At 37.7% G+C, this 24,379-nt stretch carries 22 protein-coding genes; 11 read left to right on the top strand and 11 right to left on the bottom strand.

All coding sequences use genetic code 11. The annotated features are described in order from the left end of the window. Nucleotides 1-113 precede the first annotated feature (113 nt). The 5 genes from OLW01_RS12795 to OLW01_RS12775 all read left to right on the top strand — a co-directional run bounded on the left by OLW01_RS12795 (nucleotide 114) and on the right by OLW01_RS12775 (nucleotide 6,215). Nucleotides 114-1,472: a hypothetical protein gene (locus OLW01_RS12795; RefSeq protein WP_268074305.1), complete on the top strand. Its 1,359-nt coding sequence runs from the start codon at nucleotides 114-116 to the stop codon at nucleotides 1,470-1,472. Between the two features lie 11 nt (nucleotides 1,473-1,483). Further along, the gene (locus OLW01_RS12790; protein ID WP_268074304.1) at nucleotides 1,484-2,509 is read left to right on the top strand and encodes a FecR family protein; all 1,026 of its coding nucleotides are present in this window, start codon (nucleotides 1,484-1,486) and stop codon (nucleotides 2,507-2,509) included. Nucleotides 2,510-2,679: 170 nt separating this feature from the next. Next, entirely contained in the window at nucleotides 2,680-3,516 is an 837-nt protein-coding gene (locus tag OLW01_RS12785) for an MBL fold metallo-hydrolase (RefSeq protein ID WP_268074303.1), read from the top strand. Between the two features lies 1 nt (nucleotide 3,517). Then, the gene (locus OLW01_RS12780) at nucleotides 3,518-5,767 is read left to right on the top strand and encodes an adenylate/guanylate cyclase domain-containing protein (RefSeq protein WP_268074302.1); all 2,250 of its coding nucleotides are present in this window, start codon (nucleotides 3,518-3,520) and stop codon (nucleotides 5,765-5,767) included. A gap of 97 nt (nucleotides 5,768-5,864) precedes the next feature. Next, the gene (locus tag OLW01_RS12775) at nucleotides 5,865-6,215 is read left to right on the top strand and encodes a RidA family protein (RefSeq protein WP_268076233.1); all 351 of its coding nucleotides are present in this window, start codon (nucleotides 5,865-5,867) and stop codon (nucleotides 6,213-6,215) included. A gap of 274 nt (nucleotides 6,216-6,489) precedes the next feature. Here OLW01_RS12775 and tesB read toward each other — a convergent pair whose 3' ends face one another. Continuing rightward, the gene (tesB, locus tag OLW01_RS12770; RefSeq protein WP_268074301.1) at nucleotides 6,490-7,350 is read right to left on the bottom strand and encodes an acyl-CoA thioesterase II; all 861 of its coding nucleotides are present in this window, start codon (nucleotides 7,348-7,350) and stop codon (nucleotides 6,490-6,492) included. A gap of 186 nt (nucleotides 7,351-7,536) precedes the next feature. Between tesB and OLW01_RS12765 the strand changes: the two genes are divergently transcribed. Next, on the top strand, nucleotides 7,537-8,085 hold the full coding sequence (locus OLW01_RS12765) for an NUDIX domain-containing protein (protein WP_268074300.1): 549 nt from the start codon (nucleotides 7,537-7,539) through the stop codon (nucleotides 8,083-8,085). A gap of 2 nt (nucleotides 8,086-8,087) precedes the next feature. Here the strand turns inward: OLW01_RS12765 and OLW01_RS12760 are convergent, their stop codons facing one another. The 4 genes from OLW01_RS12760 to rsmD form a co-directional block, all read right to left on the bottom strand. Further along, nucleotides 8,088-8,576 (bottom strand): TIGR00645 family protein, encoded by a 489-nt coding sequence (locus OLW01_RS12760; RefSeq protein WP_268074299.1) that lies wholly within the window; start codon nucleotides 8,574-8,576, stop codon nucleotides 8,088-8,090. 196 nt (nucleotides 8,577-8,772) lie between these two features. Continuing rightward, complete coding sequence (locus OLW01_RS12755; protein WP_268074298.1) at nucleotides 8,773-8,982, bottom strand: cold-shock protein; 210 nt, start codon at nucleotides 8,980-8,982, stop codon at nucleotides 8,773-8,775. Nucleotides 8,983-9,169: 187 nt separating this feature from the next. Further along, complete coding sequence (locus OLW01_RS12750) at nucleotides 9,170-11,068, bottom strand: TIGR00341 family protein (RefSeq protein WP_268074297.1); 1,899 nt, start codon at nucleotides 11,066-11,068, stop codon at nucleotides 9,170-9,172. 87 nt (nucleotides 11,069-11,155) lie between these two features. Continuing rightward, nucleotides 11,156-11,779, bottom strand: coding sequence for a 16S rRNA (guanine(966)-N(2))-methyltransferase RsmD (gene rsmD, locus OLW01_RS12745; RefSeq protein ID WP_268074296.1), 624 nt, complete (start codon nucleotides 11,777-11,779; stop codon nucleotides 11,156-11,158). A gap of 211 nt (nucleotides 11,780-11,990) precedes the next feature. On the opposite strand from rsmD, the gene ftsY reads away from it, so the two are divergent. The 3 genes from ftsY to ftsX are packed head-to-tail and all read left to right on the top strand — an operon-like array spanning nucleotide 11,991 to nucleotide 14,982. Continuing rightward, complete coding sequence (ftsY, locus tag OLW01_RS12740; RefSeq protein WP_268074295.1) at nucleotides 11,991-13,253, top strand: signal recognition particle-docking protein FtsY; 1,263 nt, start codon at nucleotides 11,991-11,993, stop codon at nucleotides 13,251-13,253. A gap of 41 nt (nucleotides 13,254-13,294) precedes the next feature. After that, nucleotides 13,295-13,993, top strand: a complete 699-nt coding sequence (gene ftsE / locus OLW01_RS12735) for a cell division ATP-binding protein FtsE (RefSeq protein WP_268074294.1) — start codon at nucleotides 13,295-13,297, stop codon at nucleotides 13,991-13,993. Beyond that, on the top strand, nucleotides 13,990-14,982 hold the full coding sequence (ftsX, locus tag OLW01_RS12730) for a permease-like cell division protein FtsX (RefSeq protein WP_268074293.1): 993 nt from the start codon (nucleotides 13,990-13,992) through the stop codon (nucleotides 14,980-14,982). Before ftsE ends, ftsX begins: the two co-directional genes overlap by 4 nt. Before the next feature lie 28 nt (nucleotides 14,983-15,010). Here the strand turns inward: ftsX and OLW01_RS12725 are convergent, their stop codons facing one another. From OLW01_RS12725 to OLW01_RS12705, 5 genes are all read right to left on the bottom strand, one after another. Beyond that, complete coding sequence (locus OLW01_RS12725) at nucleotides 15,011-17,287, bottom strand: GumC family protein (protein WP_268074292.1); 2,277 nt, start codon at nucleotides 17,285-17,287, stop codon at nucleotides 15,011-15,013. Beyond that, entirely contained in the window at nucleotides 17,287-17,817 is a 531-nt protein-coding gene (locus OLW01_RS12720; protein ID WP_268074291.1) for a polysaccharide biosynthesis/export family protein, read from the bottom strand. The genes OLW01_RS12725 and OLW01_RS12720 overlap by 1 nt, the downstream gene beginning before the upstream one ends. A gap of 1 nt (nucleotide 17,818) precedes the next feature. After that, nucleotides 17,819-18,931, bottom strand: a complete 1,113-nt coding sequence (locus OLW01_RS12715; protein WP_268074290.1) for an outer membrane beta-barrel protein — start codon at nucleotides 18,929-18,931, stop codon at nucleotides 17,819-17,821. Nucleotides 18,932-19,211: 280 nt separating this feature from the next. Next, a complete protein-coding gene (locus OLW01_RS12710) occupies nucleotides 19,212-19,952 on the bottom strand; it encodes a DUF481 domain-containing protein (RefSeq protein ID WP_268074289.1) in 741 nt (246 codons plus the stop codon). 26 nt (nucleotides 19,953-19,978) lie between these two features. Next, entirely contained in the window at nucleotides 19,979-20,812 is an 834-nt protein-coding gene (locus OLW01_RS12705) for a mechanosensitive ion channel domain-containing protein (RefSeq protein ID WP_268074288.1), read from the bottom strand. Between the two features lie 428 nt (nucleotides 20,813-21,240). Here OLW01_RS12705 and crp point away from each other — a divergent pair, with 428 nt between their 5' ends. Both crp and OLW01_RS12695 read left to right on the top strand, forming a co-directional pair. After that, on the top strand, nucleotides 21,241-21,873 hold the full coding sequence (gene crp / locus OLW01_RS12700) for a cAMP-activated global transcriptional regulator CRP (protein WP_268074287.1): 633 nt from the start codon (nucleotides 21,241-21,243) through the stop codon (nucleotides 21,871-21,873). 216 nt (nucleotides 21,874-22,089) lie between these two features. After that, complete coding sequence (locus OLW01_RS12695) at nucleotides 22,090-23,376, top strand: tetratricopeptide repeat protein (RefSeq protein WP_268074286.1); 1,287 nt, start codon at nucleotides 22,090-22,092, stop codon at nucleotides 23,374-23,376. A gap of 155 nt (nucleotides 23,377-23,531) precedes the next feature. Here OLW01_RS12695 and OLW01_RS12690 read toward each other — a convergent pair whose 3' ends face one another. Continuing rightward, complete coding sequence (locus OLW01_RS12690) at nucleotides 23,532-24,281, bottom strand: TIGR04219 family outer membrane beta-barrel protein (RefSeq protein WP_268074285.1); 750 nt, start codon at nucleotides 24,279-24,281, stop codon at nucleotides 23,532-23,534. Between the last annotated feature and the right edge of the window lie 98 nt (nucleotides 24,282-24,379).

Raw genomic sequence — 24,379 nt, 5'->3', positions numbered from 1 at the left:
TAAAATGTCTGTTTTATCGGTCAGATTGCCGATAAAATAGCAGCCATAATGTCCAAATGATTTGGATATGTAACCTTATATTGAGTGAGTCACTCAGTTTATCAGGACAGTTTATGATTGGATTTCTTAAGCCCCGGCTGATTTCAGCCTCTTTTTTATGTGTGGGGATAGCAGCTGTACCAGTTTCATCGTATGCACAGGACGACCGTCAGCGTTTAATTGAACTGGTTGACCAACAAAATTATCAAGCTGCGTATCGTTTGGCGGATAGCTTATTCGACTTGTTGGCAGGTGAACCTGACTTTGACTATTTGTATGGTTTATCGGCTTATCATGCAGGTTTTTATCAAGAAGCGATTTTCGCATTTGAACGAACGTTATTGGTTCGTCCACAAGATGCGCCTGCTCGTTATGCGCTTGCATTAGTTTATTACAAAGTGAATAACTTAGTTGCAGCTGAACAAGAATTTACGATACTTAAAAAGCAATCGGATAATGCGCTAATTAAACAAAACAGTCAGAATTATTTAGCCCAAATTAAACACAGCCAATCAAAAAATAAATCGAGCACTCTTGCGAAAGTGAGTGTGGGCGTGGGTTATGACTCCAATGTTGGTGCAGGGTTAAGTGAAATTATTTTTCCATTACCGCTTCAAAAATTAGGTCTAGTGGATTTTACGTTACCTAAACAATCAGCTTACCAACAATTATTAGCAGCTAAAATTTTATATCGTAAACCCGTTATTAAGTCAGGTGCTGTATTGGCTAGCGGGTCTGTGAATAAGACTTTGTATTCAGGCTTAGACCATTTAGAAACGACACAATTAGATTTATCGGTGGGCTATGCTCATTCTTGGCAAACTTTAAGCGCTCGGGCTAATTTATTTTATCAGAAATTTTGGTTAGGCGGCTCAGGTTATCAAGACTTAACAGCATTACTTGCTAAGTTAAGTTGGCAACTTGATAGTAAGCAAAAGTTAGCATTGTCGACTAATTTTTCAGCAACGAGTAACGACGATAATTCTGATTTAAATTTAAACACTCGTAGCTTAAAACTGAGTTATAGTTATCGTTTTGACGAACATAATTTGACCGCTTATGCCGCACATGCTATTGAAGAGGTGGATAATTTTAATTCAGCATCTAAGCAATTTGAGCGAGACTTAAATACCTTTGGATTAACATTAACCAGTATGATTGAAAATTGGGGTCAATTACGAGTGCAGGTTCAACATCAAGCTGCCGATCACCCTTATTTAAATGAGACACTATTAGGACAAATTCCTGTATTGTCGCGTTACCCAAATAAACGAAGCGATCATCTTAATTCAATTAAATTTGAATTGGATTATCCGCTTGCTGATAAATGGCTATGGCAAAATAGTATTAAAATAATGAATAGAAGCAGTAATCATGCAATTTATGATTTTGACCGAAATTTGATCACTAGTTTAATCAGCTATCAATTTTAATGAGCAGGTATATGAAAAAAATTAATTATAGTAACTTAAACCCGTATTTAAAATGCTGTTTGCTCACATTAAGTTTGGTTGTTTCAAGTCACAGTGTTGCTGAAGTTTTAGCGGGCAAAACGATTATTGCAAGTGGTGAAGTCAAAGCGAGCGACCAAAAAAATGTTCGTCAATTGTCTCGTCGTTCACCGGTTTATAAAGTGGATAGAGTCACGACAGCACCCAACAGCCAAGCGCAATTTAAAATGATTGATGGCGGGATTTTAGCACTTCAAGAGAACACACAACTAGAAATTTCTAGTTACCAATATGATGAAAAAAGCAAGACAGGTTCAGCGGTAATGAACTTGTTATCAGGTGGTTTGAGAACCATTAGCGGTAAAATCAAAAGTTATAATGGAAATTATCAACTCAACACTCCCGTAGGCAGTATTGGGGTAAGAGGCACACACTACGAAGTGGAAATGGTCGGCAGCGAGTTATTTTTAGCAGTGTGGGACGGCGCTATTGATTTCACCTCTAGTAAAACGCAGCAAGTTTCCTCATTTGGTGAAGGTGAGCATTTTAATTTTGCAAAAATTGAACAGAGCAGCGGTAAAGTAACAGGTTTGTTAGAAGCTCCGGCTGTTTTTAAAAATGGTCATTCTATTGCAAATAACCAAACACCAGCCGTTAAACTGGACACGGTAACGCGCTCTAAAAACCTAGTCAGCATCAAAACTATCGATCCAGCTAAACCCAAATTAATGACTAACCAAAATGAGCTTGGCGCAGACCAAAACTCGCAACCAGCTAACCAAGATAAGCTTACAATTAATCTTGACCAATATGTTGTGGATGGTTTTTTATCGTTTAAAGACGAAGCTGGCCAGTGGCATAACAAATTCGGGCAAGCTATTAATCGTGCCGAATTAGATTTAGCGGCGAATTTAAATCAAAAAAATCATCAAAATGATGACTATCAACACCAATTTGATTTGTATGGCCGAGCGTTTCCTAGTGTTGCGGCAGGTGGCGCATTTGAATTTACACCTTAATAGTTTGTCGCTGTGCTTTTAAAGTGTGAACGAATTTTAGTGGCTCATATTCATTTATCAAACAAAACAGTCTTTTGTGAAAATGTTGGCAACTATAAGGGGCTAAACTGAATTTTTATCAATCTCTGGTTAAAATAATAATAACGATAACAAGTTACGTAGGTTAAACAATGCAGATTACATTTTATGGGGTTAGAGGTTCTTTACCCGCTGTTGGCGCAGAGTTTATTAAATATGGGGGAAATACGGCTTGTGTTCATGTCGCGTTATCTGATGGAACCGACTTAATTTTAGATGCGGGCACTGGTATTGTTAAATTGGGTGAGCAATTACTCCACAAAGATACGCCAATTCATTTGTTATTAACACATAACCACTGGGATCATATTCAAGGCTTTCCATTTTTCCCGCCAGCTTACCAAGCTCAGAGAACGCTTTATATTACCGCAGGGTTAACAGAACCGCAGCAAGACATAGCGATTCTTGAACAAATGTCTGAAACTTGGTTTCCGATTGGTTACCAGCAACTCAAAGCAGATATCCAATTTACCCAATTAAATAAAAAGCGACAGTGGCAAATCGGCAGTGCCCTGATAAAGCGAATTCAAATTAATCACCCTGGCGGGGGCAGTGCTTACTTAATTGAAGACAATGGTAAAAGACTTGCTTATATTACAGATAACGAACTTGAGCCGCCTTATCCGGCAGCAACTAGCTATCAGCAATGGTTTGAGTTTTTAGATTCAGTTGATTTATTAATTCATGACGCTCAATACCAAACGAGTGATATGCCACATAAGCATGGTTGGGGACATAGCGTTATTGAACAAACGGTTCGGCTAGCCTGTCAGGCTAGCGTGAAAAAATGCGCTTTGTTTAGCCATGATTTTAGCCGTACTGATCAACAAATAGATCGCCAAATCATTGAAATTGAGCAATACTTGTCAGCCAATGATTTAGATATTGATATTTTTGCTGCAGCCGAAGGGATGAGTATAGAGTTATAAAATGAGGTTTACACGTCTAACTGTTTTTTTTGGATTAATAATCACTTTTCTGACAGTGGCGTGGCAGTTATCTCCTAATCATTCAACATCTCGGGTGGCTCTGAATAAAGTTGAGGGCATTTTATACGATGTGCGCTTTAATTTAGTGCAAAAAATTGTTAAACCTCAATTAAATCAAACCTCAAACAGTTCAGAATTACCATCTCAAAATACCTCCTCATCCGAATTATCACAAGATAAAATTATTATTATTGATATTGATGAAAAATCGATTGCGGAGCAGGGAAGGTTTCCTTGGAGCCGCAATAAAATGGCGACTTTATTAGAAAACTTATTTGAATCTCAGGTCGCGGTGGTAGCTTTTGATATTATGTTTAGCGAGCCAGAAAATAACCCAGTTCAGCAAATTTTATCCCAATACCCAAGTGATGCTGAGTTACAAAAGCAGCTTAAACCACTGATTAACCCTTTTGACGCAGATGCTAATTTTGCCAAGGCGTTAACTAAAGGTGATACGGTTTTAGCTATGTTGCTAGACGATTCCACAGGCTCTAAATCTGAAACTGTGGTGAGTGCGGTCACGTTAACAAGCGACATGAACGCAAATCAAACCACTGTCATGAATAAAGCTTATATACGCTCCACTTTTAGTTCGTTAACTCAACATTCAAAAAACACACCGTTTTATCAAGGGTTTATTAACTCAACTCCTGACGATGATGGTTCGATCCGTCGTGCCGCTTTATTACTAAGACACCAACAAACGCTTTATCCCTCGCTTGCCTTGGAGGCGGTGCGCGCATATTCTTTTGAACCTGAAATTAAAGTACGCACTGAATTTTCTGAAAAGCGTTCTCATATTACAGGGATTGAGCTTAACCAGCAGTCTATAGCTACTGATTTATATGGGCGAATTTGGGTGCCTTATCAAGCAGGACAAGGCTATTTTAAGTATATATCGGCAACGGATATTATTGAAAAAAGAGTCATGAAAAGTGAGCTGGCAGGCGCAATTGCATTTGTTGGTACCTCAGCAGTTGGGTTAGCTGATTTAAAAGAAACCCCTGTTGGTATGAATTATCCAGGCGTTGAAATTCATGCAAGTGTTGCTTATGGATTACTTAATCCTGAAATTTTACTAACTGAGCTTGATACCAGTGATGCCATTATGGCGTTGTTTTTACTGTTTTTAGGGCTGATGTTGAGCTTTTTGTTGCATAAATTAGGGCCAGTAATGATGTCCTTGGTTGGTGTATTTTGCTTACTGGGTTGTGTCATTATCAATTTGTATTTTTGGATCATTTGGCAATTGGTATTTCCGCTAACTTCGAGCTTATTAATTGTTTTATCTATTACTATTTTAAATGTTATTGCAGGTTATATTGCTGAAAGCCGACAAAAAAATAGAATTAAAAATTATTTTCAGCAGTATGTTCCGGCCGCTCATATAAATAAAATATTGGAAAACCCAAATGCAGTAAATTTTGATGGCGAGCGAAAAAATATGACAGTCTTATTTGCAGACATTAGAGGTTTTACCCAAATTTCAGAGCAACTCACTGCGAATCAAGTTAAACAGTTACTAAATGATTATTTATCACCCATTACTAAAATCATTCTCGACAATCAAGGCACCATTGATAAATATGTAGGCGATATGGTGATGGCATTTTGGGGCGCACCGGTTGACGATGAAAAACATGCAGAGCACGCTGTAGCCGCAGCCTTACAAATGCTGGAAAAGTGTCAGCAGCTAAATAAAAATTTCGCTAAAAAAGGCTGGCCACAAATAGAAATTGGTATTGGGATTAATTCTGGCGAAATGAATGTGGGTGATATGGGATCAGAATTCAGGCGTGCCTATACCGTCATTGGGGATGCTGTTAATTTAGCCAGCCGCTTAGAAAGCATTACTAAATTTTATGGTGTTAATATGCTTGTGAGTGAAAATACCTACCGATTAAATAAAGGTTATTTATTTCAATTGGTTGATAAGGTAAAAGTTAAAGGCAAACAGCAAGCGATTAATATATATCAACCTCAGCCTAATCAAATTGATGTTCAATTGCACGAGCAAGCGTTTAGTGCATATTTTTTGCAAGATTGGCCAAAAGCTAAAATGCTGTTTAGTAAACTGGCGAAATTACACCCAGATAAAAAATTATACCCACTTTATGTTGAACGTATTCAAGCGCTTACTGGTAATACGCAAGCCGATTGGGATGGGTGTTTTACTCATCAACAAAAATAACGAAGCGTTTTATGTTTAGTTATTTTTTATTTCATGCATAAGTTATCTGGTAAATTATTCGGTAGAATAGGGCAACTAGATAACTGGGATGCAAACAATGATTGAAAGAGTTGAAACGGGGGCTCGCATGAGCCGAATTGTAAAACATCAAGGTACAATTTATTTATGTGGGCAAGTTTGCAATGATGCAACAGCCGGAATTAAAGAGCAAACTCAAACGATGTTAGATAAGGTTGAAGCTCTACTTGAGCGGGCAGGCAGTGATAAATCGCACATTTTATCAGCCACTATTTATTTAAAAGATATGAATGATTTTGCACAAATGAATCAAGTTTGGGATGCTTGGGTTCCACAAGGCGACGCACCAGCCAGAGCCTGTGTTCAGGCCGCTATGGCACGTGACGCTTTGCTGGTTGAAATTTCTGTTATTGCGGCAGAAAAAGCATAGCAACCAGTGTGATTTTTAATTTAAGATAGTTTGTTTTATCAATACGACTTCAAATAATCGTAAGCGTTTTGTATAGAGCAATAAGTTGCCAATAAAATAATAAAGTGGCTAATTTTTCTATGCCGATATTTTTACTTTAGCCACATTTTATTTTAGCCACAATTATAGGGCTTGTTGTTCAAAACCGCGGTTAGATTTTATTTAGTCGCGAATCATAAAACATTGTTTTTGTATGCTTGACGCCTGCGATTTTAATTTTAGGTCGGTGTGAGCGTCAGCTTCTGTCTCTGATAACACCTTCTTGCGTACAAGATGCTACTAAGTGGCCCTGCTGATTAAAAAATTGTCCTCTAACAAAGCCACGTGCCCCCGATGCAGATGGACTATCTATTACAAATAACAACCAGTCATTTAAGTTAAACTCTCGGTGAAACCACATAGAGTGATCGAGCGTTGCAACTTGCATATTAGGGTCGATAAATGAGCGTCCATGAGGCTGAAGAGAGGTAACTAAAAAATTAAAATCGGATGCGTAAGCTAATAGGTACTGATGTGCTTTTGAATGCAAAGGAATTTGACCATTGGCTTTAAGCCAAATATGACGATGAGCTTCACCTTTTTCAGGTTTAAGTGGGTTTATCAGTTCAACTGGTCTAAATTCGAGTGGTTTGTCACTAATAAATTTATCGCGGATAGGCGCGGGAATGTTTTCCTGATATTGACGTGCTAATTCAAGCTCTGATATTAACCCATCAGGACCTTTCACATTAGGCATACTTGCTTGGTGTTCAAAGCCTTGCTCTGCTTTTTGAAACGAAGCCGTTAAATAAAAAATGGTTTGACCATGCTGAATAGCTTCTACTCGACGTGTACAAAAACTTTTGCCATCACGAATAACATCTACTTTATAAACGATAGGATGCTTAACATCACCTGAGCGTAAAAAATAGGAATGAAATGAATGCAACCCTCTTTCTGGAGGGGCACTTTGTTGCGCGGCTGATAATGCTTGCCCCAATACTTGACCACCAAAAACAGCACCAAAACCTAAATCTTGAGATTGACCTCGATAAATACCTTGTTCAATTTTTTCAAGCGTTAATAAATCTATTAATTCAGCTAATACTTTGCTCATTGGTTGTTCCACGCATTTCAATTTATAAGTTAATACTATGAAGTTTGGCACAATACAATTCAAGTATTTATGATAGTCTGGTTTTAATTTTACATATCATACTTTGAAGGTGCACAATTGAGAGCGGATGAAAGTCGCACTTTTAAACCGCTCAAATATAATAATCATTAGCTTGATGGAGGCAATATGCAAGATAAAGGTAACCCATGGCAAGTTAAACACAGTGAACAAGTTTACCAAAGTCCCTGGATTAAAGTTCGTGAAGATAAAGTGATAACCCCTGCTGGCACAGATGGAATTTATAGTGTGGTAGAGTTTCAAAACTCAGCGGTTGGTATTGTACCTATTGATGAAGATGGCAACACTTGGTTAGTGGGGCAGTGGCGTTATCCGTTAAATGCTTATAGCTGGGAAATTATTGAAGGTGGCTGTCCTATTGGCGAAAAAGCCGAAGATTGTGCCCTACGAGAGCTTAAAGAAGAATCCGGCTTAACTGCAAAAACTTTGATCCCCTTTTTAGAAATGTCACTTTCTAATTCGTCAACCGATGATCAAGCGATCGTATATGTCGCAAAAGATTTGCAAATGGGTGAAGCGCAGCCCGAAGAAACGGAAGATTTACAATTGGTAAAAATACCGCTTTCACAAGCGTATGAATACGTAATGCAAGGTCGTATTCATGATGCTATTAGTGTCGCGGCATTATTAAAATTAAAGCAATTAGCTTACTTTTAAGTTTAATGGCGGTTTATTTTATCTAGGTAACCCATAATAAAAGCTGAAACAACGAAGGTTAGGTGAGTAATGACATACCACATCATTTTTTCACCATCGAGTTGCTCGGAATTCATAAAAACTTTTAATAAGTGAATGGATGAAATAGCAACGATAGAGGCCGCCACTTTTGTTTTAAGTGTGCCCGAGTCTACCTTACCTAACCAACCCAGCTTTTCTTTACCTGCTTCTAGGTTTATTTGGCTGACAAAGTTTTCATAGCCAGATAGCATGACCATGATCAACAAGCCCCCCACTAGAGATAAATCAATCAAGGACAAAATAGTTAAGACTAAGTCTGTTTCTTTGGTTGAAAATATGACAGGGAAAATATGAATAATTTCTTGAAAAAATTTAAGCGTTAGTGCAATCAAAGCCAAGCTTAAACCTAAATAGAGCGGCGCTAATAACCAACGGGCAGAATAGAGTATATTTTCAAAAATTTTTTCCAACGGAAACTCCTAAGAGACAATATTAAGTGCAACTTGTAAACGAGTTTAAATGAAAAATGACGACTTGTATGCTGTTGAGAATAGATTAAAGAGAAAAATTAGATAAGAGATAAAAGTCGGCATTCGTTTAAGCTAATAATGAATCTGTTAGAACATTATTATAAACCTAACCGACTGTATTTTATTTCTGGATTAATTAACCAGGGGTGACACTGTCTGCTTGCGGGCCTTTTTGGCCTTGTGAAACAGTCATAGTAACTTGTTGACCGTCTTGCAAGGTTTTACGTCCGTTTGCTTGTATTGCACTAAAATGTACAAATACATCTTTACCGCCTTCTTGTTCAATAAATCCAAAACCTTTTTCATCATTGAACCACTTCACTGTTCCTGTAACTTGATTTGACATTGTTTTCTCTTTCTTTATTTAAAAACTAAACCACCAAATGAGCTGGTGATTTTTCTCTTGCAAATTTATTCTAGCAGTAAAATTAACCAGTTGCTGCGCAAAAATTGCTTAATTTTATAAAAAGTTAACTGAATTTTGGCCAGTTATTTTGCATTTGAGTTTAAGTGTCATTTTATAGTTACAATGATTAGTGTTTTATTACCACGGTTAATTCTATGGTAACCGCCTGATTTAACTTTTGTTCAAGCTGCTGTTTGATGAGCGCAATTTTTGTTTCATCAGGATATTGTGAAACAATTAAGTCAAACCGAATTAACAGCGGGGTTTGATGAATAATTTCAATATTACCCAATTTTGCGTCATCAAACTGAATAGATTGAAGCTGACTGTTCCAGCTATTGCTATTTACCATATTCGCAAAGCTAAACGCGAGTGGAATAGAAATTAAAGTGGTAATAATGACGGAAATTAATAACCCTTTTTGCGCTCGCCTAAAGGGTGAAAACCCAAGCCAAGAAAACGTAATGGCAGCGGCTAATACAATGCCAGACAGGTTAGTTAAAAATAGTAAAAACGACCCCCAGATCATGTTTAAATCCATCCACGCCACTGCGATCCCTGTAGTGGCCAATGGTGGAACTAGTGCAACCGCAATAGCAACACCAGCTAGACTTTTAGCAACCTCAGAGCGGCTATTGGCGTAAGCCGCTGCAACGCCTGAAATAATCGCCACGCCTAAATCTAATAAATTAGGCGAAATACGAGCAGACATTTCAGCTGTCGGGGTATCGAGTGGAATCATTAACGAAAGCAATGAACCACAGCCTAATGAAAGCAATAAGCCATTTATTAAGGTTTTGCCGGATTGAGTCATTAAACTTTGATCTTGGCGTACAGTACTCATCGCTAACGAAACAATAGGGGCCATTAATGGGGCTAAGATCATAGCGCCAATAATCACAGGTGCCGAATTGGCAAATAACCCAAGGGTTGCCAGCATAGTCGAGAGTGCCATTAAGGTTAAAAATGCGCTTGAGGTAATCGCATTTTCACGTAGAGATTGATATAGCTCTTTAAACTCTTCTGTGCCAGCATGAATATTCCAAGGCAATGTTTTGCTAATTAACTCAGGGACCGCATCGGCCGTTGGTAAATGTTGTGTTCTGAAGACTTCTTTACCATGAGCGGCAGCTCTGTCGATAGTTAAGTAGCGTCCTGGCACCAGTTGTAATGATTTTTCTTGTGTTTCAAAGTGCAGTTTATCACCCGTTAATTCTCGACCATCAATACTATAAACGATGGCTTTATGGGTTGTTAAATCCATGCCGCCAGTTCTGACATGGCCAATAAAGTCAGGTAAACGCGTGGGCGTTGTGATGGTATTTTTTATTAAACCTAAAAAAAGCTGACGTATGCTTCTGGGGGCTAAAAAAACAGCATGAAACATACCGTCATTGATATTTGATTCACCTATTAAATGTTGGACAAATCGAGTATTGCTTGAATGTGCAACGACCGAAACCGCAGTGGCTGCGGTGGTGATGGTTTTGCCTTTTTGGGTAGTTAGAGTGAGCTTAAAAGGAATTTGGTGACGAACTTCACGCCAGCGGCGACCAAAACTTTTTATACTTGCAAGCAAGCTTGGCGTTTTTATTCTAACTGGTTTTAAACCAACAAAATCACCTAACTCAACTGAGTTTAATACCAATTCGTTATTGCATCGGAGCATATCAACTGTGTATTGTTCTTGATTAAAGCAATCTTCAATTGCGTCAGCCATGTCAGATGCAATCCCAAAACCAATTGCACTTTGTGGCGCATTTGGGTGAGGTAATAAAGCAATAATACAGCCGGCTTTTGCTAATTGAGGAATGACCTGAAAGTTGAAAGAATCAGGCAGGTATAAGATGCAATAATCTTGAGTTGAGAGCTGAATGCTGCCAGACAAAATATCTTGTACTGATATATCAAATAAGCTGCAGTTAGCCGTTGCTTGAGTGACTTGCTCAAGTATTTCGGCCGGCGCGGATTGCTCAGATACAAAAAATACCTTTTCTACATCCATTAATATTGAGCTATTTGGCATGCGGACCTGTTATTTATTTTTGGTTATATGAAACTAAACTGAGTTTATGCTTTGTATAAGATAAGCTATCTTGGATAAAACAATAAATTATTTTTGATATTGAAAAAGCCGATAACATACCTGACCTGCAGTTTTTTCTTTTAACAACTGCCAGTTATCTGGGTAACCGCTTGTTTTTAATTCGCTTTCAGTTTCAACATAAATGTAAGCATCATCGGTTAATAAATCTGATTGAGCTAATAAATTGCAGGCTTGTTCGGCTAACCCTAAACGAAATGGCGGATCGACAAACACTAAATCAAATTCGCTTTGGGTTTGCGTTAAATAGTGTAGACAGTCTTGCTCGATAACTTGAGCATTAAGATGTACATCATTTTTACTCAGCAGGTTTAAATTTTGTTTTAATTGTTGGGCAACTGTTGGATCTTTTTCAATCATAACTAAGTATTCGGCCTCTCGTGATAAGGCTTCAAAACCAAGAGAACCTGAGCCTGAAAAACAATCTAACACTCGGCTACCATGCACTTTAAACATTAACCAATTAAATAGAGTTTCTTTTACTCGGTCAGTTGTGGGGCGTAACCCTTGGCTGTCTCTTACAGGCAGTTTTTTACCTTTAAACTTACCACTAATAATTCTGACAAAGCCATTAGATTTTTTTGTCTTTGTTTGATTGGCTTTATTTTGTCTAACGGGTCTGCGTGATACCATAAATGTAAATGCTGTTAGCTACTTTTGAGTTATTGTAAGCTAATTATACTCAATCCATTAATTAACAGCCATCACAGATTGAAGGTTGAAGCAAGACAGCACTTGGGTGAAAGTCGGTTTAGGGGTAAAATACGCTTAAATATAGGCCGAGCCTAGTTAAGCTGATATCAATACAGCCTGATAAGCATAATTAATAGAGATATAAAATCGAATGAACAAAAAGAAAGGTTTATTTGGCTGGTTTGGTCAAAAGAACAAAACTAAAGATGAACAAAAAACAGTAGAAGAGGCTCAACAGGTTAATAAGCAGACAGAGCAAGCTGAAGCCGTTGAAGCACCTCAGAAAAAAGAAGAGGCGAAGTCATCTACACCCGTTAATTCACCTGAAATTGAGCAAATTCAGCCAGCAGATTCTTCGCCGCAAGCAGCTCTATCTGAAAGTGAAGAAAATAATGATATACCTACGCAAGTTGAAGAGCCAGCTCAGCGCCCTCAAAAAATAGGATTTTTTAGCCGTCTTAAGCAAAGTTTAACTCGTACTAAAGCTTCAATTGGCAGCGGTTTATTTGGCTTATTTAAAGGTAAAAAAATTGATGATGATTTACTCGAAGAGCTAGAAACTCAGCTTTTAATGGCTGACTTAGGTATAGAAACCACTACCCGAGTAATTGATTCCGTTACGCAGACAGCGAAAAAGCAAGGTTTAACCGATGCAGAAGCTTTATATTCGTTGCTAAAAGAAAAAATGCGCGAAATATTGGGCGAAGTAAATCAGCCACTTGAATTAAGTGTGCCTAATTCAGATGGCCCATTTGTAATGTTAATGGTCGGGGTTAATGGGGTCGGTAAAACGACAACCATAGGTAAATTAGCCAAACAGTATCAACAGCAAGGTAAATCAGTGATGTTGGCTGCGGGCGATACTTTCCGTGCAGCAGCTGTTGAGCAATTACAAGTTTGGGGGCAACGCAATAATATTAATGTGGTTGCTCAGCATACAGGTGCAGATAGTGCTTCTGTTGTTTATGATGCTTTTGCTTCTGCTAAAGCAAAAAACATAGATGTGCTCATTGCAGATACGGCAGGGCGTTTACAAAACAAAGCGCATTTAATGGAAGAACTTAAAAAAATTGTTCGAGTAATGAAAAAAATTGATCCTAAGGCACCGCACGAAGTGATGTTAGTGATTGACTCTACCACAGGACAAAATGCGATTAGCCAAACTAAATTATTTGATGAAGCGGTTGGCTTAACGGGTATTTCATTAACTAAACTAGATGGTACTGCTAAAGGCGGTGTTATATTTTCAGTTGCGGATCAATTCAAAGTACCCATTCGTTATATTGGGGTGGGGGAAGGAATTGACGATTTACGCCCATTCGATGCCGACGAATTTATTGAAGCTTTATTTAGCACTGAAGATAAAAATGAGCAAGATACAAGCCAGCACGAAAAAGCAGATTCGGCAAGTTAACGAGCACAACTATATAAGCCATACCAAAGCAAGGTTTACGGATGATTCAGTTTGAGCAAGTGTCAAAAACATACCGCGGAGGCCACCAAGCATTACAAAAGGTGAGCTTTGAACTTAAAGCTGGCGAACTGGCTTTTTTAACCGGCCATTCAGGTGCAGGGAAAAGCACTTTGCTTAAACTGATTTCTATTATGGAGCGTCCGTCTGCGGGCAAAGTATTAATTAACGGTCACGACTTAAGTAAAGTATCTAAAAAGCAAGTGCCATATGTTCGCCGTGATATTGGCATGATATTTCAAAACCATCATTTGTTAAAAGAGCAAACTGTATTTGATAATGTCGCACTACCGTTAATTATTGAAGGTTATAGTTTAAAAGAAACCCGTAAGCGTGTGCATGCAGCGCTTGATAAAGTTAGTTTATTAGAAAAACAGCGATATTACCCAGTTATGTTATCGGGTGGTGAGCAGCAAAGAGTTGGTATTGCGCGCGCTGTGGTCAACACCCCACCTTTATTATTAGCTGACGAACCAACAGGTAACTTAGATCCTAAATTATCGTTAGATATTATGCGTATTTTTGAAGAGTTTAACCAAGTTGGCACCAGTGTTTTAATTGCAACACATGATTTGGGCTTAATTGCCAGAATGAAATATCGAACTTTTACGTTAAAGCAAGGCAGAATGTTAAATACCAATTTAACTGATTCACAAGATACACCAGAAGGGGACCTTGAGTGAGTTTATTATTTGGTCATCGCACTCGCTCTGGCGGCGCTCATCAGCGAAAATTAGGCTTTATACAAAAGATAATCAGTTTTTTTGTAAGCCATGTCCGCCAATGGTTAATGGCGTTAGGGAGTATATGGCGCGATACCTTACCTTCTATATTAACTATCGCTGTTTTAGGTTTAAGTTTAACTTTACCTGCCACTTTGTTTGTTGTGGTAAAAAATGCCGAGCTGGTTGAACAAAATTGGCAAAACGCCGCCGAAATATCTGTTTTTTTGCAAGATGATTTAACCGACCAACAATTAAATACCTTTGTTACCCAAATTGAATTAAATCATAAAGTTGAAAAAGTACAGTTGGTTAGCAAACAACAAGCACTTGATGAATTTGAGCAATTATCTGGTTTTGGAAGCGCACTTGATTTGCTTGAAACTAACCCTTTGCCTAATGTTTTGGTGGTAACGCCACTTAGTGATTTTTCATCTGCCAATGCTGCAGCAGATTTATTGATTGAATTAGAACAAATGCGCGAAGTTGATTTTGGTAAGCTAGATATTGAGTGGCTGAAGCGGCTTAATGCGCTGTTAAGCATGGTTAAAGATGCGATGAGCAGTTTAATTGTGATTTTGTGTTTATCGGTTATTTTAATTGTCGGTAATACTATTCGATTATCCATTGTGAATCGTAGAGATGAAATAGAAGTACTCAAACTAGTAGGGGCAACCGATAGGTTTATTCAGAGGCCATTTTTATATACAGGGTTATGGTACGGCTTTTTTGCCGGTATGATAGCTTGGTTTAGTATTGAAATTTTAATTTGGTATTTATCGGCGTCAATTCAGCAAATTACCGAGTTATATCAATCAGAGTTTAGTTTAATTGGACTCAGTGGGAGCGAAATGTTTGGTCTGCTGGGGTTGAGTATGCTGCTGGGCTGGTTTGGCTCTTATATTGTGGTTCGCCAACAAATTAAACAAATAGAACCTGATCTCGGTTAAGATTAATCATTTATTATCGGGCGATAGCTTATTGCTTTCTTGCTTTGTTTAACGACAAGCGTTTAGGGGGGCGGTTTAGCTTTTGATATTGTGCCAGCAGGTCTTGGCGTTGTAATTCAAAAGCTTCATTATCTAGCCCATTAAAACGTTTCGGCAAAGGCACAACATTAGCAGGCATGGCCTCTTTTGAGTCGGGTTTAACTGGTTTAATGTATTGACGGTATTGATAGCGAGATAACTTTTGCTGAGTTTGATTAAGCACAATACCTAGGACATTTGCCTGAACTTGATTTAATAAACCAAGGCCATGACTAATAAATCCTCTGGGCGTTTTTTCAGCCTTGGCAACAAATAAAATCCCATCTGCAGCTTTACTAATAGCTTGAGCATCGGCAACCAGATTTACTGGCGCGGTTTCTATAATTACTTTGTCATAATATTTGGCTAACCCTTTTAGCAAACGAGGAAAATCTTTTGATAATAAAAGCTTGCTAGGGTTATCACAATTGGCACCCGAAGTTAATACATCAAAACCAAGCGAATCTTGTCGGTATAAACAACTTGATACTTTATATTGGCCTGACATTAATTCAACTAGGCCTTGTCTGTTGGCAGGTAATCCTAATTTTTGAGCCATTGAAGGTTTGCGTAAGTCTGCATCTATTACTAATACTTTTTCTACCTCTGAAAAAGCTTTAGCTAAATTTAATGCTAAGGTGGATTTACCCTCATTAGGCATAGCTGAAGTGATGGCAATAATATTAACTTGCTCATAATTCATTTTTAATCTTGTACGCAGAGTTCGAATACTTTCAAGGTAGTACTCGTTTGCAAACAACTCGGTTGGTAGCATGGGGTTACCATTTTGGTTGCGCCGTTTAATTTTTGGTATTTCAGATAAAACAGGTAGCGCACTAATTTGTGATACTTCATCTTTATCTCGAACGCCTGTTCTTGAAAACTCAATAACAAAAACAAGCAAAGTGCCTAGCATGCCACCTAATAGCAAAGCCAATACTAAAATCAGTGGCTTTTTGGGGCTGATAGGAACTGGGTTTATTTGTGCATAGTCAACGATATTAGCGAAAGCTTTTTCCATACTTTTGGTCGCTTTGGTTTCTTGCAACCGTTTTAAAAAGGTATCGTATAGTTCTTGGTTGGCCGTGACTTCCCTTTGTAATTGGCGAAATTTATTCTGCTGTTTAGTTAACTGTTGGTATTCCTGTTTAGCTTGCTTGAAGCTTTTTTCAACTTGTTCATGCTGTTTTATCGCCGTTTTATAATTATATTCGACACCTTGAATTAGCGTTGCAATCTGTTGATTTAAAGTCGCCTGAGTGGCTTTTATTTCTTCAGATAATGCGATATGTTTTGGGTGCTTGGGGCCAAATACTAAAGCTAATTCAGCGAGTTTAAGTTTTAGCTGCGATAAGGTACTGTGAGTTGATTCGACCAATGCATTGGTGGGAATGGCATTTGATAGTAAAAGTAAAATGGGATCTTGCGTTTGCTGAATGATTTTATATTTGACTTTTAGTGCTTTAACTTCTCTTTCTGCAATCAGTAGCTGTTTGGCTAGTGTTTCTATGTCTTTGCTTTTTAAGCTTAATATACCCGCTAAATCAACTAAATCTTCTTGTTTTATATATGCTTGAAGGTTTTCTTCAGCGGCATCAAGTTTAGATTTTAGTTGCTCAAGTTCAGTGATAAGCCACTTTGTTGCATTATCATTAAGTTTATTTCTAGAATCTTGATGGTACTGCATGTAAACATCCGCAAGGGTATTAGCAATACTTTGTGCTAGTTTAGGATTGGGCGCGGTTACGGTTATATTGATGAGTTGACTGCCCGTTATTTGGCTGATTTTTACCATTTTTTGTAGTTTTTTTGCTAAATCTGTATTGCTAGGCGTGGCCTGCGGCTTTGTTTTTTTTGGTTTAAGAGAGGGCAAGTACTGATAAATAGGCCGCTCCATAATAGGAGACAGGTCGTTTTGTGTTAAACCCAGTTGAGTGACGACTCGACTTAACATACTGCGTGATTTTAGCAGCTCAATTTGAGTGCTGTAATACTCTTTGCTTCTTGCTTCTAAAACATAAAGATCATCAATAGAAACCACATTACCTTGATCAATACCAATTTGAATCGTGGTAGTAGCGGCATATTTTTTATCTATGTTTTGTACATAAACCCATGCTATCAATACAAAGCAAATGCAGAAAAAAATGGGTAACCATTTTTGTCGCCATAAAAGCGAAAATAGCTGGCCTAAATCAATTTCATCTTGTGGAATATGTTCAGCCATTAAAAAAAGCTCTTTTCTATCGTTAACATATCACCAGGGTAAATTAAATCTTCATCATTAGCCGCAATTTGCGTTGATTGCTGGCTCCGTTTAATAAACCAGTTACTTGAAGCTCGTTCAGTTAAGCCACCTGCTAATGCAATTGCCATTACCACGGTTAAACCAGGTTGATAGGCAAAACTGCCGGGTTTATTGACTTGACCATAAATATAAAAAGGACGGTATTGCGAAACCGAAACATGCACTTGCGGCGCAACTAAATAGCCTTGTTTGAGCTTTTCTGTAATTTCTTGTCTGATTTGGCGAGTGGTTTTATTTTTGATGATGATATCACCAATAAAAGGGTAACTAATTTTCCCACTGTCATCTAATTTGGCCGTTAAAGTTAAATCATTGTGACCGTAAACATAAATCGAAATAGTATCACCTGAGCCTAATTTATATTCACTTAGCTCGTTTGCCGATACAGTCACCCAGCAGGAAAAAAACAGACAAATTAGGCTAATAAATCTCGTGTTGATTAATTGCATTTTATGTCTGCCAAGCTAAATTAAACGTTAAAAAAATTTGTTGCTGGCGGAAACTATATTGCCTCAAGTTGTCTTGATTATTTTGTAGTTGCCAACTTAACTTAGTTTTTATCCGGTTATTCAAAGTGTAAGCAACCGACATATTAAACGACTTTAATTTTTCTATGCGATTATCTTGTGAATCCTGATCGTACTTTTGATAGCTCATTCCAACTTGGCTATCTAACCTATTGTTCCAACTGTGCCGCCAATCTAAACTGAGTGTTTGGTTTTGCTGTGTATTTGAGTCTGTTAATACACTGCTTTGGTAATAACTACGACTATTTAACGTGAATACTGAATAGGTTTTAGGGGCCCAGGTTGCACTGATTGACCAATACTCACTCTTATTCGAGGCATTCTTATTTAAGTGGTCATCATTTACTTTATTTTGCTGACCTAGCTCCGCCTTAAATCCGGTAATGGCTGTGGCTTGCCAGGCTAACCCTAACGCTAATGTATTTACATTATTGTTGCGATGCTCGGCTTCGTTAAAACGGCTATTTGAAATGCCATAGTGAGTAAACCAATAGGTATTTTTACGTGATTGGTAACCGACTATTAAATCTAGTTTATTTTGCTGACGGTTGTTTTGTAAAGCTAGGCTTCGGGCGGATTGGTAGTTTTTATCTGTTAATTTTATGCTGCTAGAAAATCGAAAGCCCTGCAGTGGGCTGGTTTGATACAGGTAAGTTAGGTTTAAGTTTTGATTGGTATATTGATCTGGTTGATCAATATTATTAGGGGCATTTTTGCTAATTCCTGAACCTCGGGTTTCATCTGCATTATTATACCCTGCGTTTAGGCTCATGGTATGTTGGCTGCTTGGTTGGTAACTTAAAACACAATGAAAGTGATTATTGGCAATATTATCATTTTGAGATGCTTGATAACGTGTCCCCGAAACGGATAAGCCGCAATTAGAATTAAGTTGCCTCCACTGATGAACCATATTCAATTGAGCCTGTAAGCTTTGTTGCATTGTTGAAATTTTGTCTGATGTTTTTAATAAATTATCGGTATAGCCTAGTTGGCTAGCGAAAGATGCACTTACCTTCGCATGAGCGTGAGTCATACTGAATAGATAAACTAATAGTATTAGGAAGCGTAACTTAGCGACAGATTGCATTTTTTAATTATTATATTTAATCTTTTGTATTTAATAACGCATTAATGAGCACATGTCTGGTTATTAAACAGCTTTATTATGGAGCTGAGTATAAAATGAACACTGCTCACAATGCAAAGATTTTTTTACATTTTTGTTAAAATTTAAAGGTAAGGTTAGGGGAGGAAGTTCAAAGAGGAAGGAAAAACCAAGCTTGTTTAGCTTGGTTTTTAGGTTTAGATATTATTTAGAATAAATAAACTAACGTGATACTCGTAGTTGTATCTGTGTTTTCATTATCAGCAGGAACTTCACTATTATGGACAATCGTATAAGCGGCTTTCATGCTTAAGTTGCCCATTAAGTTTGCTGAAACCGCCGATTCAGAGCGAGTTCGTGTATTATTATCACTGTCGAACGCTGCTTCTGTACTTAATAATTGTGTGAATTTAGCATTTTCACTAAGTTCATATTGGTACTCTGCCGCTAAACGTACCACAGCAGCTTCATTTTTTTCACCATCATCCGTTTCGTTAAAAGTATAACCAGGACCAATGTTGTAATTTAAAAACGAATTGTCGGTACTAAATAATTGATCAGAATAACCAACAGCCACGGTGCTTTGATATTCAAAACCACTAAATCTATCGTCTGTATATGAACCATAAACAAATAGCGCTGAATGCTCTTGGTTTAATTTATAGTCACCTTGGGCTGAAACAAAAAGCTTTTGTGCTGTCGTTTGCTCTTCGTCTACACCATCAACTTCTACTTCGTCTTTTTTGTACAAGGCATCTAACTGGTAATTATTTTTCCAGTTTTCTAGCTCCTGATTAATAGTAACTTTACCTTTTAGTGAAGTACTATCGGTATTACCTGACGTTGCAATAACACCTAACTCAACTTCTGCCGTTGATGGCTCTGCTGCTTGTGCGCTAAATGCAGCACAAACCATGCAACTTAAGCTGGCCAATTTAAATAATTTCATGCGCTAATTTTCCTTCTACTACTTAACTATTCAGATTCGGTTTTTTCTTCTTTATGTACATGAATATCCATTTGTGGAAATGGAATGCCGATATTTGCTTTATCTAATTCTTGTTTAATGGTTTTGGTTAGCTCGAATTTAGTTGGCCAATAGTTAGCCGTGTTAACCCAAGGACGAACTACGAAGTTAACTGACGAGTCGGCAAGTTCAGAAACGGCTACAGTAGGCTCTGGCGTTTCTAGTACATTTGGATGCGATTTTACTATGCGATTAAGTAAATCTTCAGTTTGTTGTAAATCAGCAGAGTAAGATACACCAATAACCATATCTAAACGGCGAGTATCATGGCGAGAGTAGTTAGTGATTGGACTACCCGTTACCTGAGCATTTGGTACTACTACAAATTTATTATCTGGCGTTGTCATTATAGTTGAGAAAATTTGGATTTCTTTTACGACACCTGCAACACCGCCAGCTTCGATAAAATCGCCTGCTTTAAATGGTCTAAATACGGTAATTAAAATACCTGATGCAAAATTGGCGAGTGACCCTTGTAAAGATAAACCAATCGCTAAACCGGCCGCACCTAAAATAGCGACAAAAGTGGCCGTTTGTACGCCGACATGGCCTAATGCAACAATAATAATCGCTGCCGCAATGATGGCATGAGATAAGCTTGCAACGAAAGAGGCAACCGCAGGGTCGATTGATTTTTTGACCATGGCATTGTTGATCATAGTGGAGATTTTTCGTGCTATTTTAAAGCCAATCCACAAAATTAAAATTGCCGTGATTAAGCTAACTGCATAGCTAATTAATAAGCCTTGGTTGTTTTCAAACCATTCAGTTACTGTTTCCATAAGAACTCCTAAGTGTTATATCGCTCTATATTTTTAATTGGCTTAAATACACAATAAAAATTTAACTACCATGAGCTGATTTGAATGTTTTTTGATTAGATATTGCTAGCCGGGGTTGTTGATGCCGACAAAATAATTATACCGACTTAACTCAATTATTCCCTAGAAAAACTTTAATATAAATTTAATTTAGCGTCAGTAAAATAACATATTACCACCCCCAAGTTGCAAATTTATGATGTCTTTAGCTTGATTTTGTGATTTAAACTCTCAATATACGATAAAGTTCTGGCTTTTATTATTTTTGATCGGGTACATTGTTCACCAAGCGCAACTTGTATCCATGTTTGCAATAATTGTTAATTCGAAGATAGGCTGATCTTAAATTAATTTAGTCGTTAAATAACTCTAACAAAAGAGAAATTATTATGAGTATACCTTTTCACGTCGCCAATGATGACGAGCTTCAAGCATTTATTAAACAGTGTAATCGACAACGTTATCCCGCCAAAAGTACCATTATTAATGCCGGAGATGAGCCTAAATCACTTTATTTATTATTAGAAGGTTCGGTTTCCGTCACAATGGAAGGTGAAGAAGGGCGCGAACTTGTTTTGGCGTATTTGAATCCTGGTGAATTTTACGGTGAGATGGGCTTATTTGATAACGAAGCACGAAGTGCTTCAGTTAAAGCGCGTACAGAATGCGAAGTAGCAGAAATTAGCTACGATAAATTTAAGCGCTTATACAAAGATAACCCAGAAATTTTGTTCAGAGTATCTAGCCAATTAGCATTGCGTTTAAGAGATACCTCGCAAAAAGTTGTTGATTTAGCCTTTTTAGATGTAACTGGTCGAGTAGCCGCTACTTTATTAGACTTATGCAAACAACCAGATGCGATGACTCATCCTGATGGTATGCAAATTAAAATTACTCGTCAGGAATTAGGCCGTATTGTTGGATGTTCTCGTGAAATGGTGGGTCGAGTATTAAAAAATCTTGAAGAGCAAGGCCTGATTGAAGCGCACGGTAAAACTATGGTTATTTACGGCACGCGTTAAGTGCTTACCGAAAGCCAATTTGGTTGAATGATTAAAAAACAAGCCAGTTTAATTTTTTGGTGAGCTGGCTGGTTTTTATTTTAACGCTTTTTATGCCCCAAATTACCCTCGAAGTATTTTACCCTCTGACGTTAGATTCGCATTTTAGGCCGACTTTAGTATAATCTTGCAGATTTTAATCTGCTCAGACCCTAGTTCTGTAAGCTTGGAGTATATATGAAAACCAAAATGGCATTGCTTTGGCTGGCACTGATATCGACCACCGCATGTACAACTAACGGCAAACTTGAATACGAGCAAGGTTTAGAACTAAATAACAAACAGCAATATAGCCAAGCAATAGCGTACTTTGAGCAAGCTTTAATTAAATCGCCAGATAACTCGCTTTATCAGCAAAAGTTGAATGAAGCTAAAAGTCAGCTCGCTGATGAATTAAGTCAGCAAGTCAATTTGTTATTATCGAAAACACCTAAACATATAAAGAACTTTAATCAAGCAGAGCAAATTGTTGCTGAGGTTAAATCGTTAGATATTAATCAAGCTGAGTTATTAACTGAACGATTATCGGATGAAAAACATCAATTTATTGAGGCTGTTAATCGAGATTACCAAGCTATCCATGAGAGCATGCACCAGCAAAAATGGCTTCAAGCGCAAGGTTTACTCAATCAGTTGATTAAGCGTTACCCAGATTATAAAAACACGACTCAATTATTAGCGCAATTAACCAAAAATGGCAGCCAAGATTATTTAAACCAAGCGAAGCAAGCATTCGACCAAGAAAATTTTGAAAAGGTGGTTGTGTTAGCTGAGTCAGCGTTGGCTTTAAACCCTGAATTAACCCAAGCGGAAGATTTAAAAACAAAAGCTAAAACCCACAATGGTGCGGATTATTTTATTCAGCAAGCGGAGTTGGCAGAAAAAAATAAGAAGTGGCATCAAGCTGAAACCTATTATTTAAAAGCGTTGGAGTTTTCACCAAATAACGCCAGTATTCAAAATAAACTTAAACGAATTGAAACGAATAAAGAGCTGACGCTAATTAGCCAGAGTAATCGCTATTTAGCTGATGGTTATTTGTATAAAGCATTTTTGGGGTATTTAAAAACACAGCAGTATTCGTTTGAAAAAAATGCAATTCAGCGTAATGCGTTAAAAGTATTTTTATCGGTTAAAATAACAGCAAGAGCCGATCATTTTTTAGTTAATAAACAATCTGGCTCGGCTATTTTTTGGTTAAAAACTTTGCAGCAAATTGCACCAGATGCAAATGGCCTAAGAAACAAACTAAGCACAGCTGAAAAATCAATTCAGGCTCGGTTAAATTCACAGATATCGGCTCGCCAATATTTTGATAATGCTCAAGCTGAAAATAAACTTTTTCCCCAAGTTGAGGCTTATACTAATGCACAGTATCAAGCTCAGGCCAACCAACAACCATCGCTGGCTTTAAAAGCAAAATCTGCAATTAAACAAATTTATACACAGTATCAATTCCAGTAGTAATATTGTTACTATTTCATTTAGTATTAAGCGCTGATACAAAAAAGCAGCCTAGAAGTGATACCATAAAGTGGGTCTCATTGCTAAGCTGCTTTTTAGGTTAACTCTGATTTAATATCGCTAACCTGCTTGGATATTTTTTAGATTAAAGATTTTTAAAAGTGTACTTCTAAACCGGCATAAGCGCCTGAAAACTCTAAATCAGAATGGATACCGTCTAAATCATCCAACTCAAGTTTAAAGCTGCGATAGCCTAATTGAGCGCTGATATCGACCGCAATATTATCAACAAACGCATATGCAATACCGGCTTGATAATCGGTTAAACTATGATCGCCAATTGATAAGACACTCACATCACCGTATAAAGATAGGCCCGTTAATGGTAAACCAACTTGAGCCGCTAAATACCCCATAGGCACATACCCGGTTAGTTCTTGCATTTCAGATGTACCATCATCATCCATGACCATAATTTCACCGTCTAAGCTTTTTACTGTCACCCCAAAATCTAGGCTGGCTAAGCCGTTATCTAATACTTCGTAATATAATGTTAAATCTGTATTAGATAAATCAGCTTCAGTGCTTACCTTGCCATCAAAAGCGGTGCCATTAAAGTTAAAGCTCATGTTTTGACTACCCGCAACTTCTAACTGGGTTTGGCGAATTTTAATATTAGGAATTAACGGAACCGGATGCTCTAAGGCAACATAAAATGAACCTTGTGCGTCATCATCATAATTGAATGCAGCTTGTTGATCATCGCTGCTACCAAATTGACCTTCAGGCTCAACTTGCCAATATTGCGCGCCTGCGTATAAACCTAAAATGGTGTCTGCCTGTGCTGAGCTAGCAGCCAAGCAAGCTGCCGCTATCGCGAGTTTGATTGATGTGAACTTTTTCATATGCGTCCCTATTGTTTATCTTAGATTAGGGCGTGTTTATCTTTGTTTATAATTTTGGCCTCAGCCCCTATTGCTCAAAATAACACAAAGATCCACAC

Source organism: Catenovulum adriaticum, from assembly GCF_026725475.1.
Classification (GTDB): Bacteria; Pseudomonadota; Gammaproteobacteria; order Enterobacterales; family Alteromonadaceae; genus Catenovulum; species Catenovulum adriaticum.
Note: the sequence above shows the minus strand (reverse complement) of the source record. Positions and strands in the feature narration are given on the sequence as shown.